The organism is Micromonospora antibiotica (assembly GCF_017599305.1).
GTDB lineage: Bacteria > Actinomycetota > Actinomycetes > Mycobacteriales > Micromonosporaceae > Micromonospora > Micromonospora antibiotica.
This window is the reverse complement of record NZ_JAGFWR010000002.1, coordinates 649,000-671,235: the sequence shown is the minus strand read 5'-3', so window position 1 is coordinate 671,235 and position 22,236 is coordinate 649,000. Positions and strand designations below refer to the sequence as shown.

At 74.2% G+C, this 22,236-nt stretch carries 18 protein-coding genes; 14 read left to right on the top strand and 4 right to left on the bottom strand.

Annotated features, from left to right (window positions below):
- Window positions 1-8 precede the first annotated feature (8 nt).
- Genes JQN83_RS07945 through JQN83_RS07930 form a run of 4 tightly spaced genes read left to right on the top strand, consistent with a single transcriptional unit; the run spans window position 9 to window position 9,836 of the window.
- Window positions 9-962 carry a TauD/TfdA family dioxygenase gene (locus tag JQN83_RS07945; protein WP_208566380.1) on the top strand — a complete coding sequence of 318 codons (954 nt, stop codon included), beginning with the start codon at window positions 9-11 and terminating at the stop codon, window positions 960-962.
- Window positions 962-1,150 (top strand): MbtH family protein, encoded by a 189-nt coding sequence (locus tag JQN83_RS07940; protein WP_208566379.1) that lies wholly within the window; start codon window positions 962-964, stop codon window positions 1,148-1,150. The genes JQN83_RS07945 and JQN83_RS07940 overlap by 1 nt, the downstream gene beginning before the upstream one ends.
- A complete protein-coding gene (locus JQN83_RS07935; protein WP_208566378.1) occupies window positions 1,147-4,323 on the top strand; it encodes a non-ribosomal peptide synthetase in 3,177 nt (1,058 codons plus the stop codon). Before JQN83_RS07940 ends, JQN83_RS07935 begins: the two co-directional genes overlap by 4 nt.
- Window positions 4,320-9,836 carry a non-ribosomal peptide synthetase/MFS transporter gene (locus JQN83_RS07930; protein ID WP_208566377.1) on the top strand — a complete coding sequence of 1,839 codons (5,517 nt, stop codon included), beginning with the start codon at window positions 4,320-4,322 and terminating at the stop codon, window positions 9,834-9,836. The genes JQN83_RS07935 and JQN83_RS07930 overlap by 4 nt, the downstream gene beginning before the upstream one ends.
- Before the next feature lie 170 nt (window positions 9,837-10,006).
- Here the strand turns inward: JQN83_RS07930 and JQN83_RS07925 are convergent, their stop codons facing one another.
- Complete coding sequence (locus JQN83_RS07925; protein WP_208566376.1) at window positions 10,007-11,389, bottom strand: hypothetical protein; 1,383 nt, start codon at window positions 11,387-11,389, stop codon at window positions 10,007-10,009.
- 40 nt (window positions 11,390-11,429) lie between these two features.
- Entirely contained in the window at window positions 11,430-11,945 is a 516-nt protein-coding gene (locus JQN83_RS07920; protein WP_208566375.1) for an NUDIX hydrolase, read from the bottom strand.
- A gap of 54 nt (window positions 11,946-11,999) precedes the next feature.
- Here JQN83_RS07920 and JQN83_RS07915 point away from each other — a divergent pair, with 54 nt between their 5' ends.
- The 4 genes from JQN83_RS07915 (at window position 12,000) to JQN83_RS07900 (ending at window position 15,198) form a co-directional block, all read left to right on the top strand.
- Complete coding sequence (locus JQN83_RS07915; protein ID WP_208566374.1) at window positions 12,000-12,875, top strand: class I SAM-dependent methyltransferase; 876 nt, start codon at window positions 12,000-12,002, stop codon at window positions 12,873-12,875.
- Window positions 12,876-12,973: 98 nt separating this feature from the next.
- Window positions 12,974-13,393 (top strand): YciI family protein, encoded by a 420-nt coding sequence (locus tag JQN83_RS07910; RefSeq protein ID WP_208566373.1) that lies wholly within the window; start codon window positions 12,974-12,976, stop codon window positions 13,391-13,393.
- Entirely contained in the window at window positions 13,366-14,673 is a 1,308-nt protein-coding gene (locus tag JQN83_RS07905; protein ID WP_372443985.1) for an RNA polymerase sigma factor, read from the top strand. Before JQN83_RS07910 ends, JQN83_RS07905 begins: the two co-directional genes overlap by 28 nt.
- Window positions 14,674-14,703: 30 nt before the next feature.
- On the top strand, window positions 14,704-15,198 hold the full coding sequence (locus JQN83_RS07900) for a type II toxin-antitoxin system PemK/MazF family toxin (RefSeq protein WP_208566372.1): 495 nt from the start codon (window positions 14,704-14,706) through the stop codon (window positions 15,196-15,198).
- A 64-nt stretch (window positions 15,199-15,262) separates the two neighbouring features.
- On the opposite strand, the gene JQN83_RS07895 is transcribed toward JQN83_RS07900, so the two are convergent.
- A complete protein-coding gene (locus tag JQN83_RS07895) occupies window positions 15,263-15,913 on the bottom strand; it encodes a GGDEF domain-containing protein (protein ID WP_208566371.1) in 651 nt (216 codons plus the stop codon).
- A gap of 265 nt (window positions 15,914-16,178) precedes the next feature.
- Between JQN83_RS07895 and JQN83_RS07890 the strand changes: the two genes are divergently transcribed.
- The 3 genes from JQN83_RS07890 (at window position 16,179) to JQN83_RS07880 (ending at window position 18,393) form a co-directional block, all read left to right on the top strand.
- Complete coding sequence (locus JQN83_RS07890) at window positions 16,179-16,418, top strand: DUF397 domain-containing protein (RefSeq protein ID WP_208566370.1); 240 nt, start codon at window positions 16,179-16,181, stop codon at window positions 16,416-16,418.
- Window positions 16,419-16,562: 144 nt separating this feature from the next.
- Entirely contained in the window at window positions 16,563-17,444 is an 882-nt protein-coding gene (locus tag JQN83_RS07885; RefSeq protein ID WP_372443988.1) for a Sco1979 family transcriptional regulator, read from the top strand.
- Window positions 17,445-17,538: 94 nt separating this feature from the next.
- Complete coding sequence (locus tag JQN83_RS07880) at window positions 17,539-18,393, top strand: SAM-dependent methyltransferase (RefSeq protein ID WP_208566368.1); 855 nt, start codon at window positions 17,539-17,541, stop codon at window positions 18,391-18,393.
- A gap of 104 nt (window positions 18,394-18,497) precedes the next feature.
- Here JQN83_RS07880 and JQN83_RS07875 read toward each other — a convergent pair whose 3' ends face one another.
- On the bottom strand, window positions 18,498-19,316 hold the full coding sequence (locus JQN83_RS07875; protein ID WP_307799083.1) for an MOSC domain-containing protein: 819 nt from the start codon (window positions 19,314-19,316) through the stop codon (window positions 18,498-18,500).
- Window positions 19,317-19,388: 72 nt separating this feature from the next.
- On the opposite strand from JQN83_RS07875, the gene JQN83_RS07870 reads away from it, so the two are divergent.
- From JQN83_RS07870 to JQN83_RS07860, 3 genes are all read left to right on the top strand, one after another.
- Window positions 19,389-20,183, top strand: a complete 795-nt coding sequence (locus tag JQN83_RS07870; RefSeq protein WP_208566367.1) for a DedA family protein — start codon at window positions 19,389-19,391, stop codon at window positions 20,181-20,183.
- A gap of 104 nt (window positions 20,184-20,287) precedes the next feature.
- Window positions 20,288-21,211, top strand: a complete 924-nt coding sequence (locus JQN83_RS07865) for a cell wall-active antibiotics response protein (protein ID WP_244251864.1) — start codon at window positions 20,288-20,290, stop codon at window positions 21,209-21,211.
- Between the two features lie 48 nt (window positions 21,212-21,259).
- Window positions 21,260-22,234, top strand: a complete 975-nt coding sequence (locus JQN83_RS07860) for a pirin family protein (RefSeq protein WP_208566366.1) — start codon at window positions 21,260-21,262, stop codon at window positions 22,232-22,234.
- Window positions 22,235-22,236: the final 2 nt, after the last annotated feature.

Below are 22,236 nucleotides of genomic sequence, written 5' to 3'. Positions count from 1 at the left end.
ACCACGCCATGAGCGACACGATCGCCACGCTGCCGGTGGTCGTCGAGAACGACGGCACACCCCTGACCGAGCTGATCGGCCGACGCCGGGCCGAGCTGCGCGCCGACCTCGTCGCGCACGGCGGGCTGCTGTTCCGCGGCTTCGACGTGGGCGGGGTGGACGGCTTCGACGCGGTGGTGCGGGCGTTCTCCGGCGAGCCGCTGACCTACACCGAGCGGTCCTCGCCCCGGCACGCCATCAAGGGGAAGGTCTACACCTCGACCGACTACCCGCCGGACGAGGAGATCTTCCTGCACAACGAGAACTCCTACCAGGCGCGTTGGCCGCTGACGCTGTTCTTCTACTGCCTGACCGCGCCGCAGACCCTCGGCGCGACCCCGCTGGCCGACGTGCGCCGGGTGTACGCCGAGATCGACCCGGCGGTACGCGAGGAGTTCGTCAGTCGGCGCTGGCTGCTGGTGCGTAACTTCCACGCCGACTTCGGTACCCGCTGGCAGGACGTCTTCGGCACCGACGACCGGGCGCAGGTGCAGGCGTACGCGGCGGCGAACCGGATCGAGCTGGAGTGGGTGGGCAAGGACGGGCTGCGGACCCGGGCGGTACGGGACGTGGTGCACCACCGGCCCGGCTCGGACACCCCGCGGTGGTTCAACCACGCCACCTTCTTCCACCTGAGCACCCTGCCGAAGGACTACCAGGAGGGGCTGCTGGCGATGTTCGGCCCCGAGGGGCTGCCGGCGAACACCTACTACGGCGACGGCGGCGAGATCCCCGCCGACGTGCTGGACCACCTGCGGGCCGCGTACCGGGCGGCCAGCGTCCGCTTCGACTACCAGCGCGACGACGTGCTGGTGGTCGACAACATGACCGCCGCGCACGGGCGGGAGCCGTTCACCGGCCCCCGCAAGATCGCCGTCGCGATGGCCGAACCGCACACCCCCGACACCGTTGGAGCGAACTGATGGCCGACACCCGATTCCTGGTCGTGCGCAACGACGAGGAGCAGTACTCGATCTGGGCGGCCGACCGCGACCTGCCCGCCGGGTGGCACGACGCGGGCTTCGCCGGCAGCCGCGAGGAATGCCTGGCCCACGTCGACGAGGTCTGGACCGACATGCGTCCGCGTTCGGTACGGGAGCAGACGGCATGACCCGCGAGTGGACCTTCCCCGCCTCGTTCGCCCAGGAGCGGGTCTGGATCGCCAACCAGCTCGACCCGGCGTCGCCGGTCTACAACGTCTCGATGCCGTGCCGGTTCCCGGCGGGGCTGGACGTCGACGCGGTGACCGGCGTGTTCGACCAGGTCGTCGCCCGGCACGAGGCGCTGCGGACCTACCTGCGGGTCGACGACGGCAACCTGGTGCAGGTGGTGCGGGAGCACCAGCCGACCCGGCTGCCCACCGACGACCTGCGGGAACTGCCCGAGGAGGAACGCGCGCAACGCTACGCGGCGCTCTGCGTCGAGCTGGCCCGCACGCCGATCCCGCTGGACGCGCCGCCGCTGTGGCGGGCCCGGTTGGTCCGTCTCGGTGAGGCGTGGACGCTGCTGCTGGTGGTGCACCACGCGGTCTTCGACAGCCACTCGGCGGTGCTGTTCGACGCCGAGATCGCCGCGTTCGCGCAGGCCGCGTCGACCGGTGCGCCGGCCGCCGTGCCGGAGCTGCCCATCCAGTACGCCGACTTCGCGGCCTGGCAGCGCGACCAGCTCACCGGCGCGGAACTGGCGCGGCAGCTCGCCTTCTGGACCGGTCACCTGGCCGGGGCACCGGCGGTCACCGGCCTGCCGCTGGACCGGCCCCGCCCGGCACAGCTCGGCTTCGCCGGGGACGAGGTGCGTTTCGACCTGCCCGACGGGCTGCTCGACCGGGTCGGCCGGCTGGCCGGCGGATCGGCGGCCACCCCGTACATGGTGCTGCTGGCGGGTTTCGCGGCGCTGCTGTCGCGGATCTCCGGCGACACCGACGTGGTGGTCGGGGTCTCCACCGCGGGCCGCGACACCGCCGAGTTGACCTCGCTGATCGGCATGTTCGTCAACCCGGTGGCGTTGCGCTGCGACGTGGGCGGTGACCCGTCCTTCGTCGACCTGCTGGGGCGGGTCCGCGACGCGATGGTCGACGCCCTCGACCACGGGCAGACCCCGTTCCAGCGGATCGTCGAGGCGGTCGCCCCGGAGCGGGACCCGTCGGTGCAGCCGGTCTTCCAGACCGCGCTGAACTTCATCCCCGGTTCCGGGCTGGACCTGGTGCAGCTGGGCACCACCAAGGACGACCTGGCCTTCGACATCACCACCGGGGAGAGCCGGCTGGTCTACCGCACCGACCTGTTCGACCGGTCCACCGCCGAGACGGTCGTGGCCCGTTACGTCCGGCTGCTCGACGCGGCGGTCACCGACCCGCAGCAGCCGGTGTCCGCGCTGCCGCTGCTCGCCGACGCGGAACGCGACCTGGTGCTCGGCGACTGGGCGGGGACCGGGGTGGCCGGTGCGTCGTCCACCGTGGTCGACGAGGTGCAGCGGCAGGTGGCGGCCACCCCGGACGCCACCGCGCTGGTCTGCGACGACGTCAGCCTCACCTACGCCCGGCTCAACGCCGCCGCGAACCGGCTGGCCCGGGTGCTGGTGGGCCGGGGCGTCGGCCCGGAGACCCGGGTGGCGCTGGCCCTGCCGCGCGGCCCGCAGTTGCTGGTGGCGATCCTCGCCGTACTCAAGGCCGGGGGCGCGTACGTGCCGGTGGACACCGGTTACCCGGCGGGCCGGATCGGTTACCTGCTCACCGACGCCGCACCCGCGCTGGTGCTGGCCGTGGCGGAGACCGCCCCCCTGGTGCCGGCGGACGCGCTGCTGCTCGACGGGGTGCTCGACGTCGACCCGACCCCCGTCGACGCCGGTGTGGCCGGTGCCGACCCGGCCCGGGGCGAGGCCGACCTCACCGACACCGACCTCACCGACACCGACCGGGTCGCGCCCTTGCGCCCGGAGCACCCCGGTTACGTGCTCTACACCTCCGGTTCGACCGGCCGGCCCAAGGGTGTGGTGGTGGAGCACCGGGCGATCACGGCCTACCTGGCCTGGGCCCGGGACACCTACCCGGGGCTGTCCGGCACCGCGCTGCTGCACTCGCCGGTCTCGTTCGACCTGACGGTGACGGGGCTGCTCGGCCCGCTCACCGCCGGGGGCACCGTCCGGCTGGCCGGGATCGACTCCCCGGCGGCCCGGACGGGTGGGCGGCCGACGTTCCTCAAGGTCACCCCGAGCCACCTGCCGCTGCTGGAGGAGGCGCTGTCGCCCACCACCGACCTGGTGATCGGCGGTGAGGCGCTCACCGGTGAGCAGCTCGCCGACTGGCGGGCCACGCACCCGGACGTGGCGGTGGTCAACGAGTACGGCCCCACCGAGGCGACCGTCGGCTGTGTCGCCGCCCGGCTCGCCCCCGGGCAGCCGGTGCCCGCCGGCCCGGTGTCGATCGGCCGGCCCACCGCCACCAGCCGGGTGTACCTGCTCGACGCCGCGGGGCAGCCGGTCCCGCCGGGGGTGGTCGGTGAGCTGTACGTCGCCGGTGACCAGCTCGCCCGGGGCTACCTGGGCCGGCCCGGCCTGACCGCCGAACGGTTCCTGCCCTGCCCGTACGGCCCGCCGGGGCAGCGGATGTACCGCACCGGTGACCTGGCCCGGTGGCGGGCCGACGGCACCCTCGACTACCTGGGCCGCCGCGACGACCAGGTGAAGGTGCGCGGGATGCGCATCGAGCTGGGCGAGATCGAGGCGGCGATGCGGGAGCACCCGGAGGTCCGGGAGGCGGCGGTGGCCGTGCGCACCGACTCGGGGGAGCCGACCCTGGTCGGTTACCACGTCGGCACCGCCGAGGAGGCGCACCTCGCCGCCGAGCTGGCCCGGGAGTTGCCGGCGCACCTGGTGCCGGCCGCGTTCGTCCGGCTCGACGCGTTGCCGTTGACCCCGAACGGCAAGCTGGACCGGGCGGCGCTGCCCGCCCCGCCGGAGTCCTTGGCCGGCGACGGCTACGTGCCGCCGCGCACCGACGCCGAGACCCTGGTCGCCGAGGTGTACGCCGACATCCTCCAGGTGGAGAAGGTCGGCGCGCTCGACGACTTCTTCGCCCTCGGCGGCAACTCGCTGCGCGGCATGCGGGCGATGGCCCGGATCCGGGCCGAGGTGGACGTCGACCTGCCGATGCGGGCGCTGTTCGGCAGCCCCGTGGTGGCCGACCTGGCCGCCCAGATCGAGGCGCAGATCGCCGCCGAACTGGACGACCTTTCCGAGACCGAGGTCGCCGCGCTGTTGGCGGCGGATAAGGACACTTCCGCATGACGGACCTGAAGGATTCCCGGGACGCCGCCCGGGCGGCACTGATCGCCCAACGGTTACGCCGACGGCAGGCCACCCCCGCCGCCCGCGTCACGCCGCGCCCCGAGGGTGTCGAGGTGCCGCTGTCGTACGCCCAGGAGCGGGTCTGGTTCATGGACCAGCTCGCTCCGGGCGAGGCGGCGTACCACATCGCGGTGCCGTTGCGGGTGCGTGGCCCGCTCGACGTCACGGCGCTGCGCGCCGCCCTCGCCGCGCTGACCGCCCGGCACGAGTCGCTGCGCAGCCGGTTCCCCGCCGACGCCGACGGCAAGCCGACCGTGGTGGTCGCCGACACCGTCGAGGTGCCGTTGACGGTGGTCGACGCCCCCGACGAGCGGGCCGCGCGGGAGCTGGTGGAGGCGGCCTCGCTCGCGCCGTTCGACCTGGCGGCCGGGCCGCTGCTGCGGGCGCTGCTGATCCGACTGGCCGCCGACGACCACGTGCTGTTCCTCAGCAAGCACCACATCGTCGGTGACGGCTGGTCGGTCGACGTGCTGCTGCGCGACCTGATCACCGCCTACCGGGGCGGTGAGCTGCCCACCCTGCCGGTGCAGTACGGCGACTTCGCCGTCTGGGAGGCGCAGGAGCTGGCCGGCCCGGCGGCCCGGTCGCACCTGGACTGGTGGAAGTCCCGGCTGGCCGGGATCACCCCGCTGGAGCTGCCGCTGGACCGGCCCCGCCCGGCCACCCAGACCTACCGGGGCGACTTCGTCGAGTTCCGGCTGACCCCGGCGGAGACCGAGCGGCTGACCACCCTCACCCGGGCGGCCGGCGGCACCCTGTTCATGACGCTGCTCGCCGCCTACCAGGTCTTCCTGGCCCGGCACGCCGGCCAGGAGGACTTCGCGGTCGGCGCGTCGGTGGCCGGCCGGTCCGCCCCGGAGCTGGAGGACCTCGTCGGCATGTTCATCAACATGCTGCCGTTGCGGGCCGAGTTGGGCGGTGACCCGACCTTCTCCGAGCTGCTGGAACGCACCCGGCGCAGCGTGCTCGACGGTTTCGAGCACGCCGAGGTGCCGTTCGCGCGGGTGGTCCACGAGCTGGGCCTGCCCCGCGACGTCAGCCGGTCACCGGTGTTCCAGGCCATGTTCGTGTTGCAGAACTACGAGATGGGCCGGTTCACCGAGGTCTCCGACGCCACCGACGTGACGTTCGACTGGACCCCGATGGAGCTGCGGGCCACCCGGTTCGACTTCGAGCTGCACGCCGTGGAGACCGTCAACGGGCTCTGGGGCAAGCTGGTCTTCAACACCGACCTGTTCGACCGGGCCACCGTGGACCGGATGGCCGACCGCTGGGGCGCCCTGTTGCGCGCGGTGGCGGCCACCCCGGACGTGCCGGTCTCGGCGTTGGACCTGCTCCCCGCCGACGAGCGGGCGTTGCTGGCGTCCTGGAACGACACCACCGCCGGCTTCCCGGCCGCCGAGACGCTGCACGGCCCGATCGAGGCGGCAGCGGCGGCGACCCCGGACGCGGTGGCCGTCACCATCGAGGGTGTCTCGACGACGTACGCGCAGCTCAACGCCGCGGCGAACCGGGTGGCGCACCGGCTGCGGGCGGCCGGCGTCGGCCCGGAGACCCTGGTCGGGGTCTGCGCGGAACGCTCCGTGGAGCTGGTCGCCGGCCTGCTCGGGGTGCTCAAGGCCGGTGGGGCGTACCTGCCGCTGGACCCGGAGTACCCGGCCGACCGGTTGGCCTTCATGCTGACCGACGCCGCCGCGCCGGTGGTGCTGGTGCAGGAGCAGCTGCGCGACGTGCTGCCCACCGTCGAAGCGACGGTGCTGGCCCTGGACGACCCGACCCTCTGGGCCGACCAGCCGCAGACCGACCCGGCCCCGCTGGCCGGCCCGGAACACCTGGCGTACGTGATCTACACGTCGGGGTCGACGGGTCGCCCGAAGGGGGTGCCGAACACCCACCGGGGCATCGTCAACCGGCTCGACTGGATGCAGAAGACCTACCGGCTCGACGCCGACGACGCGGTGTTGCAGAAGACCCCGGCCAGCTTCGACGTGTCGGTGTGGGAGTTCTTCTGGCCGCTGCGGACCGGGGCCCGGCTGGTGCTGGCCAAGCCCGGCGGTCACAAGGACGCCGGTTACCTGCGTGACGTGCTGGTGGCCGAGCGGGTCACCACCGCCCACTTCGTCCCGTCGATGCTGACGGTGTTCCTGGCCGAGGAGGGGGTGGAGGCGGCCACCGCGCTGCGGCGGGTGATCTGCTCCGGTGAGGAGCTGCCGCTGGCCTCGGCGGTCGACTTCACCGCCCGGTTGCCGCACTGCGCACTGCACAACCTGTACGGCCCGACCGAGGCGGCGATCGACGTCAGCGCCTGGCACTGCGACTCGGCGCTGCTGGCCGGGTTGACCGGTGTGCCGATCGGTGGGCCCATCGCCAACCTGCGGCTGCACGTGCTCGACCCGGCCGGTCGGGAGTGCCCGGTCGGGGTGGCCGGTGAGCTGCACATCGGCGGGGTGGGGCTGGCCCGTGGTTACCACCTGCGGCCGGCGCTGACCGCCGAACGTTTCGTGCCGGACCCGTTCTCCGGTGAGCCGGGCGCCCGGCTGTACCGCACCGGTGACCTGGCCCGCTGGGTGCCCGACCCGGCGGGGCCGACGACCGGGGCCGAACCGGCCGGGGTGATCGAGTTCCTGGGCCGCATCGACCACCAGGTCAAGCTGCGCGGTCTGCGCATCGAGCTGGGCGAGATCGAGAGCGCCCTGCGCGAGCAGGCCGGGGTGGCCGAGGCGGCGGTGATCGTCCGCGAGGACAGCCCGGGCGACAAGCGGCTCACCGCCTACCTGGTGGGCGGGGCCGAGCACGCCGCGCTGAAGTCGGCGCTGAAGGAGACGCTGCCGGAGTACATGGTGCCGGCCGCGTTCGTCACCCTGGACGCGTTGCCGCTGACCCCGAACGGCAAGCTCGACCGCAAGGCGTTGCCCGCGCCGGTGGTCACCCGCGAGGCGTCGGTGGCCCTGGTCGAGCCGCGCGACGACACCGAACGGCTGCTCGCCGGGATCTGGTCGGAGGTGCTGGGCGTGCCGACGCTCGGCATCGACGACGACTTCTTCGACCTGGGCGGGCACTCGATGCTCGCCACCCAGGTGGTGGCGAAGATCCGCCGGGCCGAGCACGGCGGCCGGGCGGTCGGCGTGATGGACCTGTTCCAGCAGCGCACCATCCGGGAACTGGCCGCGTTCATGACCGGTGACGCCGAGGCGGCCGGCCCGCGTCGGCTGCTCTACGAGCTGACCAAGCCGATCCCGGCCGGCAGGCGGGTGCTCAGCTACGTCTGCGTCCCGTACGGCGGCGGCAGCGCCATCGTCTACCAGCCGCTGGCCGACGCGTTGCCCGCCGGGCACGCCCTGTGGTCGCTGGCCATCCCCGGCCACGACGTCGGGTTGACCGAGGACGCCCTACCGTTCGACGAGCTGACCAGCCGGGTGGCCGCCGAGATCGTGGAGCGGATCGACGGTCCGTTGGCCCTCTACGGTCACTGCGGGGTGGGCAGCGCCATCGTCGCCGAGGTGGCCCGCAAGGTGGAGGCCGCCGGCCGGGAGCTGGAGGTGGTCTACATCGGGGCGATGTTCCCGTTCGCCCGCCCGAAGGGCGCCTTCGCGGCGTTGCGCAACCGGCTGGAGCAGCTCAGCAGCAACCGGCACTACGCGAGCTGGCTCAAGAGCATGGGGGTGGACACCGACGAGCTGGAGCCGGAGCAGGCCGACCGGATCATCAGCAACATGCGGGCCGACTCCCGCGCGTCGGAGGAGTACTTCACCGGGCTGCTCGACCGGGGCGCGGAGAAGCTGCGTGCGCCGATCGTCTCGGTGGTCGGCTCCGAGGACCCGGTGACCGACTACCACGCCGAGCGGTACGCGGAGTGGCAGTTCCTCAGCGACACCCTCGGTCTGGTGGTGCTCGACCAGGCCGGCCACTTCTTCCTCAAGTACCGGGCCGACGAGCTGGCCGAGATCGTCACCCAGGTGCACCCGGCGGTGCGGGCCGGGGACGTGACGGCGCTCGGCCCGGCGGCCCGGGGTGAGGACGCCGGCTGGGTGGTCGCCGACCACCAGCGTGTCGGCGACGCCGACGGGCCCGCCCCGGCGGTGGTGAAGCCCAGCATGGCCCGGTTCGTCGCGGTCACCGCCGGGCAGCTGGTCTCCACCACCGGTTCGGCGTTGACCGCGTTCGCCCTGCCGATCTGGTTGTTCACCCGGACCGGCTCGGTGGCCGACCTGGGTCTGTTGTGGGCGTTGGCGCTGATCTGCGGGGTGCTGATGCTGCCGGTGGCCGGCGCGCTCACCGACCGGATCAGCCGGCGACGGATCATGATGATCGCCAGCTGCGTCTCCGGCACCATCCAGCTGGTGCTGGCCGCCCTGCTCTGGACCGACAACCTCGCCCTGTGGCACATCTACGGGCTGGTGGCGTTGAGTCAGGTGGCCGGGTCGTTCCAACGGATCGCCTTCCAGTCGGCGGTGCCGCAGCTGGTGCCGAAGCGCTACCTGGGGCACGCGATGGGCATCACCCAGCTCTCCAGCGGTTTCGCGATGCTGCTGATGCCGGTCTTCGCGGCCGGCCTGCTCGCCGCGATCGGCCTCAAGGGCATCCTGCTGATCGACGTGGCGAGCTACCTGGTGGCGGTGCTGACGCTGGCCGTGGTCCGCTTCCCCGACCTGCTCGGCTGGCGGCCCCGGGAGCGGCTGCTGGTGGCGATCGCCAACGGTCTGCGCTACTCGTGGCGGCACAAGGGTTTCCGGCTGATGCTCGGCTACTTCGCGCTGGGCAACGTCTTCCTCGCCCCGGCGCTGGTGCTCACCACCCCGCTGGTGCTGTCGTTCGGCACCGCCACCCAGGTGGCGCAGGTGGCGCTGGCCGAGGCGATCGGCGCGGTGGCCGGCGGGGTGCTGATGTCGCTGTGGGGTGGGCCCCGGCAGCGGCGCATGATCGGGGTGCTGATCGGCAACCTGGGCACCGCCGTCGGGTGCCTGCTGATCGGCCTCGACGCCTCCGTCGTCATGATCGCCTTCGGGGCGTTCTGGCTGGCCATGGCGATGACCACCGCCCAGTCGATCTACGCCACGATCGTGCAGGTCAAGGTGCCGCAGCGGTTCCACGGCCGGGTGTTCAGCCTGAACCAGACGATCTCCTGGTCGACCCTGCCGATCGGTTTCGCGCTGCTCGCCCCGGGCGCGACGGCCCTGTTCGAGCCGATGCTCGCCGACGGCGGCACGCTCGCCGGTTCGGTGGGCGCGGTGATCGGCACCGGTCCGGGTCGGGGCATCGGCTTCGCGTACGTCTGCTTCGGGTTGGCCCTGGTGCTGATCACGCTCGGTGGGTTCGCGATCCGGATGCTGCGCCGCTTCGACATCGAGGTGCCCGACTCGCTTCCCGACGACCTGATCGGGGCGCAGGAGCGGCAGCGGCGGCTCGCCGAGCGGGCGAAGACCCGCCCGGAACCGGCGTCGGTAGCCGGCTGAACACCCGCGCGGGCACGGCGACACCCGTCGTGCCCGCGCGAGCGCGGGACCCCCGACCGCGGCGGGTCCCCGGGGACGGTGCCGCCTCGGGGACGAACGTCGCGGTCGGGCCTGGTCGCCGCCGCCGGATCTCGGCAGCGCCGACGCCGGTCAGAGCCGGTCGACGCCGGTCACCAGGACTCGACCGGGTCGACGAGGTCGGTGTCCGACGGTTCCCGGGGCTCGGCCACCCAGGCGGAGAAGACCGGCAGCCCGTGCCACGGCCCGGGTTCCCCGTCCCGGTGGTCGGTGGCCACCGCCAGCACCGCGTACGGGTGCCCGAACCGCAGCTCGGCGGTCCGCCGGACCCCCTCCGGTGGGAGGCTGGTCAGGGCGAACGCCCCGGTCACGGCGGCGGCCTCGAAGCCGTACCGGCCGTAGTGGGCAACCGTCGCCTGTCGGGCCTCGACGCCCACGTCGATGCCGAGCAGCCCACCCAGCGCCCGCCCCACCGCCGCGAACCCCAACCCGGGGGCGGTCAGGTCGTGTTCGTCGTGCGCCGACCAGCAGGGCAGCACCGCCCGGTGGCGTTCCTCCCGGCCGCCTCTGGCGGCGGTGCGCACCGATTCCTCGCGCAGCGTCCCGAGCGGTCCCACTCCCAGCGGCAGGTCGAACAGCGACCGCCGGCCCGGTTCCCCGTCCACCGCCGCGCCGGCCAGCGCGTAGCCGGCGGCGAGCACGTCGGCCGGGGGGACCGCCGGGTCGGCGAGCACCGAGAGCACCAGCAGCCCGGCCCCGTCGCGTTCCACCGCGCCGGCGGCGTGTACGGCGACGTCACCGGCCGGTCCGGTCGCCGCGATCCAGACCCGGTGCCCGTGTTCCGGGCTGCGCAGCGCCCGGGCCAGCCGCCCGGCCCACCCGCTGTCCGGGGCACCCCGGTCGGCGGACCCCGCCGGCCCGGCCGGCCGGTGCCCGGGGCCGGCGTCGCCCCCCGGCCCGGCCGGCCCGTGCGCCTGGTCGGGGCGGGGTACCGTGCCCGGTCGGCGTTCGTCGCCGGGCAGGTCCGCCGCGCCCGGGCCGAGCATCGCGCCGGGCACCAGGTCGAACGGGGTGGCCCAGGAGATCCGGGTGGCGAGGGCGCCGGCCAGCGCCAGCAGCACCCGGGGGGAGACGGTCAGCGGGAACCGGTCGATCAGCCCCAGGGTGTGCTCGCGGGCCCAGGCGTCCAGGCCCGCCTGGTCGGGCAGCGGCCCGCTGGCGGTGGCCCGGGGCAGTCCGTCGGTCCAGCCGGCGAGCTTCCCGGTGTCCGCGCCGGGGCGGTGCCAGAGCGCGGTGGCCGACGGCACCAGCGGGTGCGGGTGGTCCAACAGGGCGGCGGCCGTCGCCGCGGCGGCCTCCCCGTCGACGCCCAACACCTCGGCCAGCTCGGCCCGGACCGCGCCGGTGGCGGCCGGCGCGGCGAGCGCCAGCAGCAGCCAGGCACCGAGCGGGGAGGCGACGTGGTGCCGGTCGCCGAGTTCGGCGTGCAGCCGGGCGGCGTACCGGGCCAGTGGGGTGTACGGGATCGTCGTCATGCCCCCACTGTGCCCACCGTTCGCGCCCGCGGCACCCCGGTCAGGACCACAGTTCGAACGGTTCGTCGATCTGCTCGCCGGCGAGGAAACCGGTGAGCAGCTCGGGCAGCCGGCCCGGATAGAACCGGGCGGTGCTGGTGACGATCTCGTCGGGCGGCCACCAGCGGAACCCGAAGTAGTCCTCCACCTCGTAGTCGAGCCGGTCGGCGCCGTCGATGTCCGGGGCGGCGGCGTCGAGGCGTACCGTCAGCACCACCTCGTCCTGGACGTGGCGCAACCGGCGGTGGATGAAACTGGCCCGCCGCCGCCAGGTGGGCGGGCCGAGCTGCGCGGCGGCGACGACGAACCCGGTCTCCTCCCGCAGTTCGCGCAGGGCGGTCTCGGGGTACGTCTCGCCGGGGTCGACGCCCCCGCCGGGCAGCTCCCACCAGGTGCCCAGCCGGGGGTGTTCCGGGTCGCGGGTGTGGAACAGCAGGATCAGGCCGTCGAGGTCGCGGACCACCAGCCGGACGGCGGTGCGTTCGATGACCGGCAGGTCCCGGGGCAGTTCGGTCATGGGCCTCCCTCGACGGGGCACCGTCGGGGCGGCGGCGGTGCGACGATGGCGATCATGGCGGAGCTCTTCGGTGAGGTGGCGGGCGACTACGACGAGATCCGGCCGGGCTACCCGGCCGCCCTCGCCGCCACCATCCTCGCCTATCACGGCGGACCACCCACCCGGCTGGTCGAGGTCGGCGCGGGCACCGGCCTGGCCACCTCGCTGCTGCGCGACCTCGCTGCCGCCGCCGCCGGCCCGGCCCGGCCGGCGCCGGGCGTCGTGGGGCCGGGCGTCGTGGGGCCGGGATCGACCGGACCGTCGCGCCCCGGCCCGGTCGGCGCCGGCCGGACCGACGTGGACCGGGCCGCGCCGGGGCGGACCCGGGTGACCTGTGTCGAGCCGGACGCGCGGATGGCGGCGGTGCTGGCCGCCCGGTTCCCCGACGTCGAGGTGGTGGTGGCCCGATTCGAGCAGTGGTCGCCGCCCCCGGCCGGCGTGCCCCTGTTGTCGTGCGCGTTGGCCTGGCACTGGCTCGACCCGGCCACCCGCAACCGGCGGGCCCACGACGCGCTGACCCCCGGCGGCACCCTGGCCGTCTTCGCCCACCGCTACGACTACGTCGACCCGGCCCAGTCGGCGGCGATCCGGGCGGCGTTCGAGTCGGTCGACCCGGTGCCGCACCACGACCAGCCGGAGGACTGGTTCCACGCCGACATCACCGGCAGTGGACTGTTCACCGACGTCCGGTCGACCGCGTTCCGCCGGGCGGTGCCGCTGACCACGGCGCAGTACCAGCGTCTCGTCGGCACCTTCTCGCCGCAGCTGCGCCGCCCACCGCGGCAGCGGGAGCGGGTCCTCACGGCGATCGGTGCCGCCGTCGACGGCTTCGGCGGCACCGTCACCCTCGACCTGCGGACCACCCTGGTGCTGGCCCGGCGGCCGGCCTGACGAAAATTGACCGGACGGTCGTGTCGATCCCGCCCGGTTCCCGTTCGACCAGAGGGTGAGCGGGTCGAACGGCGACCCGACGACGAGGAGCGACGACGATGGCCAAGTACATGCTGATCATGCGGAACACCGACGAGTCCCTGGCGACGATGATGAAGATCCCCTTCGAGGAGATGCTGGAGACGATGGGACGGTTCAACGACGAGTTGATCCGCGCGGGCGTGCTGGTGGCCGCCGAGGGCCTGGAGGACCCGGCGCAGGGCGTGGTGGTCGACTACAGCGGGGAGACCCCGGTCGTCACCGACGGCCCGTACGGCGAGACGAAGGAGCTGTTCGGCGGCTTCTACCTGCTCGACGTGGCGTCGAAGGAGGAGGCCGTCGAGTGGGCCCGGCGGATGCCGGCGGTCAGCGGCAGCAGGTGCGAGGTCCGGCGGGTGCCGGGCATCGACGAGTTCCCGCAGGACAACGAGTTCGTCGTCAGGGAGCGGGCGTGGCGCGAGCGGACCGGCCAGCTCTGAGCACCGTGCCCACCGACGACCCGCCGGGTGCCGAGGCCGCCCGGCGGGCCGTCGAGACGCTCTGGCGCATCGAGTCGGCCCGGATCGTCGGCGCGCTGGCCCGCTACACCGGCGACTTCGCGCTCGCCGAGGACGTCGCCCAGGAGGCGGTGGCGCAGGCGCTGGTCGGTTGGGCGCGCGACGGGGTGCCGGCGAACCCGGTGGGCTGGCTGCTCACCGCCGCCCGGCGGCGGGCGGTCGACGCGTTCCGCCGCCGGGCGGCGCTGGACGACCGGTACGCGGTGCTCGCCGGCCAGCTCGCCGAACCGTCGTCCGGGGACGGGGACCTGCCGTGGGACCCGGACCGGGTCGACGACGACGTCCTCGCGCTGATGTTCGTGGCGTGTCATCCGGTGCTGGCCCCCGAGGCCCGGCTGGCGCTGACGCTACGGGTGGTCGGTGGCCTGTCCAGCGAGGAGATCGCCCGGGCGCTGCTGGTGCCGGTGCCCACCGTGCAGGCGCGGATCACCCGGGCGAAGAAGACGATCGCCGCCGCGCGGGTGCCGTTCGCCCTGCCCGAGCCGCCGCAGCGGCGGGAACGCCTCGGCGGGGTCCTGGGCGTGCTCTATGTGATCTTCACCGAGGGGTCGACGGCGACGGCCGGCGACGAGCTGCTCCGCCCCGACCTGGCGTACGAGGCGATCCGGTTGGCCCGGACGCTCGCCGCGTTGCTGCCCGCCGAGCCGGAGGTGCACGGACTGCTCGCCCTGTGCGAGCTGACCGCCGCCCGGTTCCCGGCCCGGGTCGACGCCGACGGTGCGGCGGTGCTGCTGGCGGACCAGGACCGGCGGCGGTGGGACCGGTCGGCGATCCGGCGGGGGACGGCGGCGCTCGGCCGGGTGGTGGCGCTGGGGCGAGGCCTCGGCCCGTACGGCCTGCAGGCGTCGATCGCCGCCTGCCACGCCGGTGCCCCCTCGGTGGAGCGCACCGACTGGGCCCGGGTGGTGCTGCTCTACGAGGCGCTCGGCCGGGTGGCGCCGTCGCCGGTCGTCGAGCTGAACCGGGCCGTGGCCGTGGCGATGGCCGACGGCCCGCAGCAGGCGTTGTCCCTGGTGGACGAGGTGGCCGCCGGGGGGCGACTGGCCGGGTCCCACCTGTTGCCCAGCGTGCGGGGCGAGCTGCTCGCCCGGCTCGGCCGCAGCGCCGAGGCCCGGGCGGAGCTGGAGTTCGCGGCCCGGTTGTGCCGCAACGTCCGGGAGCGGGCGGTGCTGCTACGCAAGGTCGACGCCCTCGGCGGGTGACCCGGGCGCGACGGCGGTAGGCTGCCCGCCGTGGCAGGTCTGTTGAGGAACGTGGCGACCCGGCTCGGCCGGGTGACCGGCGTGGTCGGCGCGCGGCGGGGCACCCCGGCTGCGATCCCGGCGCAGGTGGCGCGGCGGCGGCAGGTCAGCGCCCTGCAACGGCGGGAGCTGTCGTACGCCCCCGAGCCGGACGGGCAGGCCGACCCGGGGGAGATCGTCTGGACCTGGGTCCCCTACGAGGACGACCCGAAGCAGGGCAAGGACCGTCCGGTGCTGGTGGTCGGCCGGTCCAGCCGCACCCTGTTCGGGTTGATGCTCTCCAGCCAGAGTGAGCGCGACGGTCAGCGGCACTGGCTGGCGTTGGGCCCGGGGGAGTGGGACCGCGACGCCCGGCCCAGCTGGGTCCGCCTGGACCGGGTGCTCACCATGCGGGAGGACGGCATCCGCCGGGAGGGCGCGGTGCTGGACCGGGGCCGTTTCGACCGGGTCGGACAGGCGTTGCGGGCCGGCTACGGCTGGCGTTGAGCCCTGCCGGTGTGGCTGCGGCCGGGCCGTCCCGGCCGGTGGTGGCGTCGCCCGGCGGTGGGTTTCAGCACTCGGCGAGGCGGGCCACGTCGAGCAGTTGCCGGGGTGACTGACGGCTGGTGACACCCTTCGCCCGGTACATGGCGGCGTCGGCCCGGCACAGCGCGTCGGCGAGTTGGGTGGGGCCGGTGACCGGGGCGAGCCCGACCGAGGCGGTGACCCGGACGCTGCACGGGCCCAGCGGGATGGGGGCGGCCAGCGCCTCGCAGAGCCGACGGGTGGCGTGGTCGATCCAGCGCCGGTCGACCGACGGGCTGGCCAGCAGGCCGGCGAACTCGTCGCCGCCGAGCCGCGCGACCAGGTTGTCGCCGGCGAAGGCGGCCAGCCGTTGGGCGACGCTGATCAGCACCTGGTCGCCGGCGGCGTGCCCGTAGCGGTCGTTGACCTGTTTGAAGTCGTTGAGGTCGAGGACGACCGCGATGAGGGGCTGCCCGCCGGCATCGGTGAGCAGCGCGGCGGCCAGCCGGTAGAAGGCCCGCCGGTTGGGCAGCCCGGTGAGCGGGTCGTGACTGGCGGCGTGCCGTTCGGCGGCCAGTTCGGCCTGGAGGTGCTCCAGTTCCGCCTCGGCCGCAAGCGCCCGGCGGCGTAGCTGCCACACCGAGACCAGGGCCCCGGCTGCGGAGACGCCGGACGCGACGGTCAACGGATCCGGCACGGGTCCTCCCTCGCAGTGTCGGCGTACGACCCGGGCGGCGGCCGTCGTGCCGCGCAGGATCGCCGTTTTCCCAGGTGAACGCCCTGGGACTGGTCACTCAAAGTGAACGGATAAGTACCGCGCACGTGCGTTATCATGCTCGCTGTCTGGTGCAGATGCAATAGCAGATGCACGTGCAGCACGGCCGGATCTGATGTCGCACCACCCTCGAACCCCGCACCATCCCCTTGCGACAGTGGGTCCGAACCCCGACAGAAAGACACCCATGCAGCAGCCTCAAAACGGCGTCCCCACCACCGAGTTGCCCCCTCTGAGGTGGGAGAAGAGTCGGCGGAGCAACCCCAGCGGCAACTGTGTCGAGTTGGCCGAACTCCCCGGCGGGGCGGGCATCGCCATGCGTAACTCGCGTCACCCCGAGGGGCCGGCCCTGATCTACACGGTGGACGAGATAGCGGCATTCGTCCTCGGCGCGCGCGACGGCGACTTCGACCATCTGATCGACTGACACCTGGTGGTCCCGCCCACGGGACCGTGTCCGTCCGGAGGATGTTCATCTCACCGACGGTCCATGGCATGCTTACTCGTCGGTCGGGCGGGGGCCCGGGGACCGTGAACGGATGGGCATGCGCGGAGGGGCGGGCACGTGACGATGGTTGCCGCCGAGGGGGGACCGGCCACCGGCCCCACGGTGTTGCGGATGCTGCTCGGCGCGCAGCTGCGCCGGCTGCGGGAGGCCAGCGGTGTCACGCGGGAGGGTGCCGGTTGGGAGATCCGTTCCTCGGAGTCGAAGATCAGCCGGATGGAGCTGGGCCGGGTCGGCTTCAAGGAGCGGGACGTCGCCGACCTGCTCACCCTCTACGGGGTCACCGCCGCCGCCGACCGCGACGCGCTGCTCAAGCTGGCCCGCGACGCCAACAGCCCCGGCTGGTGGCACCGCTACGGCGACGTGCTGCCCACCTGGTTCCAGTCCTACCTGGGCCTGGAGGCCGCCGCCGCGTTGATCCGCAGCTACGAGGTGCAGTTCGTCCCCGGCCTGCTCCAGACCCCGGAGTACGCCCGCGCGGTGGTCCTGCTCGGCCACCGGGGCGCGGCGGTCGAGGAGGTCGACCGCCGGGTGGAGCTGCGTGTCCAGCGGCAGCAGGTGCTGCACCGCCCCGACCCACCGCAGCTCTGGGCGGTGATCGACGAGGCCGCCCTGCGCCGGCCGATCGGCGGCCCGCAGGTGATGCGGGGGCAGCTGACCGCGTTGATCGAGGCGACCCGGTCGCCGCACATCCGGTTGCAGGTCATTCCGTTCGACGCCGGTGGCCACGCGGCGGCCGGCGGGGCGTTCACGATCCTGCGGTTCGGTGACGACGACCTGCCCGACATCGTCTACATCGAGCAGCTGACCAGTGCGCTCTACCTCGACAAGCGGGAAGACCTGGACTACTACGCGGCGGCGATGGAACGCCTCTGCGTCGAGGCCACCCCGCCGGAGCGCACACCGGAGGTCCTCGCCCGACTGCGTGACGAGCTGTACCCGCAGTGACCACCGCACCGGCCCGTCACTGCGGTGGGGCGGCCTCTACGATGATCAGGACCGCAGACAGTGGACGGACGCCATCGACCGGTGGCGCGCAGTCATGGAGGACCCGGTGACCACCGATGCCCCGACGGGCGCCGCCCAGCATCCCAGCGACCGGATCGACACCTCGGTGGCGCATCCGGCCCGCCGCTACAACTACTGGCTCGGTGGCAAGGACAACTTCCAGGCCGACCGCGACTCCGGCGACGCCATGGCCGCGGCCTTCCCGACCATCCGCACCGCCGCCCTGGAGAACCGTCGCTTCCTGCAACGGGCCGTGGCCCACCTGGCCCGTGAGGCGGGCATCCGACAGTTCCTCGACATCGGCACCGGCATCCCGACGGCGAACAACACCCACGAGGTGGCCCAGTCCGTCGCCCCGCAGTCCCGGGTGGTCTACGTCGACAACGACCCGATCGTGCTGGCCCACGCCCGTGCCCTGCTGACCAGCTCGCCCGAGGGCGCGACCGCCTACATCGACGCCGACCTGCGTGAACCCGAGAAGATCCTGCACCACCCCGAGCTGCGGCGCACCCTCGACCTGGGGCAGCCGGTCGCCCTGATGCTGGTGGCCATCCTCCACTTCGTGGGGGAGGCCGAGGACCCGTACGCCGTGGTCCGCCGGTTGCTCGCGGAACTGCCGCCGGGCAGTTACCTGGCCGCCTCGCACGCCACCTACGACCACCTTCCTCCGGACGTCGCCGAGGCCGCCCGGGAGACGACCCGGGCGGGCAACCCGCCGGGCGGGATCAACCTGCGCAGCCGGGACGACTTCGCCAGGTTCTTCGACGGCCTGGAGGTGGTCGAGCCCGGCTTCGTCTCGGTCGCCCGCTGGCGGGCCGAGGCCGAACCACAGCCCCGCCCCACGGTGGACGAGGTGAGCATGTACTGCGCACTCGGCCGCAAGCCCTGACCCGTCCCGTCGACCGGCCGGGCCGACGCCGGAGGGCTCCCCGCACGGGCGACCCGACGCTCCGCCCGCCCCGCGTGGACTCCTCCGCGGCGGGCTGCCTGCGGTCAGGCCGGCTCGACCCGGTCCCCGGCGGTGATCCGACCGCCCCGCACCACCACCGCGTACGCCCCGACGCAGGGCTGCGCCCCCAGGTCGGGCACGGGGACCACCCGGTTGCGTCGGGCCGGCCGCCGCAGCGCCTCCGGATCCCCGGGTAGCTCGCCGTGTGCCAGGGTGGGCACCGCGCACCGGGGGGTCGGCGCGACCACCCGCAGCACCACCTCCGCACCGACGCGCAGCTCCCGACCCACCCAGGAGTTCTCCACGAAACCCGTCGCGTCGGTGCCGACGACCAGGTTGGGCCGGTAGCGCGGGGCCGCCGCCCAGGGCAGGTCGAGTGCGTCCAGGCTGGCCGTGGTGAGCAGGTGCAGCGGTGCGAAGTCGACCAGGCTGCCGGCCGGGGCGACGCCACCCAACGGGTTCCCGGTGACCGGCACGTCGGCGTCGGCTCCCTCGGCCAGCACCGCGTCCGGGTCGGCCCGGTCCAGCAGGGCGTCGGCGGGCACCGTGCCGGTCAGGGTGACCGACCGGCCGAGCAGCCGGGACAGCGCGGTGTCCAGGCCGTCGTCGGGGTGGGCGTAGCGGGTGCCGTCGGGGAGGGTGAGGCGTACCCGGTCGGGGGCGTCGCCGGTCGCGCGGACCCCGAGCAGGGCCGACCACCGGCGGGGCCGCTTCGCGCTGCCGACCCGCCCGGTGTCGCGGTCCAGCACGGCGAGCCGGCGGTCCCCGGCCAGCCCCCGACCGTCCACCATGGCGCTGTGCAGCGGTTCACCCAGCATCGACTTGACCGGATACCGCCATACCTGAGTCAGTCGTCCGCCCACCGGCCCACCGTATACGGTCAGGCGTGACCGGTCCGCGTGGTCGATTCGCCGACCGGCTCGTAACTTTGTCGGATGATCCCACGCTCCCTGGCGCTCAACCCCCGTACGGTCGTGTCCACCGCCGAGCCGTCGTCCGAGGGACCGGTGGGTTTCGTCACCGGCCTGGTGGAGCGGCTCGGCGGCCCCGGCGCGGGGTTGGCGGTGGCGTTGGAGAACCTGTTCCCGCCGATCCCCAGCGAGGTGATCCTGCCGTTGGCCGGCTTCGCCGCCGCCCAGGGGCGGATCAGCCTGGTCTCGGCGATCCTCTGGACCACCCTCGGGTCCGTGGTCGGCGCGTGGGTGCTCTACGGCATCGGCGCGGCGCTGGGGCGCGACCGGATGCGGGCCGTCGCGGCCCGACTGCCGCTGGTGAAGTTGAGCGACGTGGACCGCACCGAGGTGTGGTTCCTCAAGCACGGGGTCAAGGCGGTGTTCTTCGGGCGGATGATCCCGATCTTCCGTAGCCTCATCTCCATCCCGGCGGGGGTGGAACGGATGCCGATCCTGACGTTCCTGCTCTACACCACGCTGGGCAGCCTGATCTGGAACACCACCTTCGTGATGGCCGGCTTCCTGCTCGGTGACAACTGGCATGTCGTCGAGGAGTACGTCGGGTCGTTCCAGAAGGTCGTCATCGTGGTCTGCGTCGCCGCCGCCGGCTGGTTCGTGGTCAACCGGGTCCGCCGGGCCCGCGCCGCCCGCGCCGACGCCCCGGCGGGCGACGTCCCGCCCGGCGACGCGGCCGCCGGGCCGGCGGAGCCCGGCGGGGACACGACCTACCGGGGGACCGTCTACCGGGGTGGCGTCTGGGGACGCGACACCGACTGACCCGGCCCGACCCCGGTGGCGTGCGGTACCGGACGCCACCGGCGGTGATCCGTTGCGGCTGCGCGTCCGTACTGCTGTGCGGGGACCGGGACAGGGGAGGCACGATGGCGGAGCCGGATCAGGAGCACCGTCCGACGGCGGGGCAGCAGCAACCGGTCTTCGAGCCGGTGATCGAGGTGACGGGTGAGCCGGTCGAGGTGACCGACGACGACCGGGCGGACCGGTCGCCGTGGCCCCGGGGGGCGCGGCTGCTGGCCGCCGCGGCGGTGCTGGTGGTCGCGCTCGGCGCGCTCGCGGTGGTGGTGACCATGGCCAACCCGGACCGGCTGGGGATGGTCATCTCCGGTGGCCGCGACGGGGTGCCGCCGGTGGCGGCGACCGCCGAGCCGGGTGGTGCCGGTGCCGCCGAGGCCGCCGCCGGGCGGACCGCGACCGCACCCGTGGGTGAGCTGCGCCGGGCCACCTTCGAGCTGCTGGACGGGGTGACCTCGTTCCGGCTGCGCACCGACGATCTCGGTGCCGACCTGTACCGGATCAGCAGCCCGGCCGACGCCGGCCTGACCCCCCGGCCCGAGGTCTCCGGCGACCGGGTGCAACTGCGGGTGACCCGCCGGGACCGGCCCGGCCGGGGCGTCGTCGACGTGGTCCTCAGCACGCGGGTGACCTGGCGGTTGCGGCTGATCGGCGGGGTCAGCGACCACGTCCTCGACCTCTCCGACGCGCGGCTGTCGGGTTTGGAGCTGATCGGTGGCGCGGCCCGGGTCGACCTGCGGCTGCCCCCGACGACCGGCACCCGCACGGTACGGATGACCGGCGGTGTCAACCAGTTCGTGGTCCGGGCGCCCGACGGGCCCCCGGTGCGGGTCCGGGCGGGCTCCGGCGCCGGCAGCGTCGTCTGGTACGGCGACCGGCGGGACGGGCTGGCCCGGGGGGCGACCGTCGGCTCGCCGAACTGGGACCGGGCACCCGACCGGCTCTACCTCGACCTCGTCGCCGGGGCCAACACGGTCACCGTCGTCGAGGACTGAACCGGCCGGCCCCGCGCCGGGGCGGGCGGGCCGGCATAGAGTCGGACGGTGGACCGTACCGAATCGTTGCCGGCGCAGACCCGACCACCCGGCGTGGCCGACGAGGACCCGGGCAGCGTGCTGCTGCCCGGCCACGACGTGCCCCTGGGTCGCTACACCACGGTGCGCCGGCTGCTGCCGCAGCGGGCCCGGCGGATGGTCGGGGCGTGGTGTTTCGTGGACCACTTCGGCCCCGACGACGTCGCGCAGCGGCCCGGCATGGAGGTGCCGCCGCACCCGCACACCGGCCTGCAGACGGTGACCTGGCTGCTCGACGGTGAGATCGTGCACCGCGACAGCCTCGGCAACGTCCAGCCGATCCGGCCCGGTCAGCTCAACGTGATGACGTCCGGGCACGGCATCGCCCACTCCGAGCGGTCACCGGCCTCCCACCCGCCGTTGATGCACGGTGTGCAGCTGTGGGTGGCGCTGCCGGACCCGGCGCGGGCCGGTGCGGCCGACTTCGCCCACCACGCCGACCTGCCCCGCTGGCGCACCGGCGACTGGGACCACACCCTGCTCGTCGGTGAGCTGGGTGGCGAGCGCTCCCCGGCGGTGGTGCACACGCCGCTGGTCGGTGCGCAGCTCCAGGCACACGGGCCGGCTCCGGCCACGCTGCGCCTGCGACCCGGCTTCGAGTACGCCCTGCTGGCGATGTCCGGCCGGGCCCGGGTCGACGGCCTGTCCCTGGAGCCCGGCGCGCTGCTCCTGCTCGGCGCGGGGCGCGACCGGCTGGAGCTGACCGCCGAACCGGGGAGCCGGCTGATGCTGCTCGGCGGTGAGCCGTTCGACGAGCCGCTCGTCATGTGGTGGAACTTCGTCGGTCGTTCGCACGAGGAGGTGGCTGCCGCCCGGGACGACTGGATGGCCGGCCGGGACCGGTTCGGGCGGGTCGCCGACGACGCGGCCCCGCCGCTGCCCGCACCGGAACTGCCGACTGTCCGGTTGAAGGCCCGGGACCGGCGGGGGGACCTGCACGGTTGACC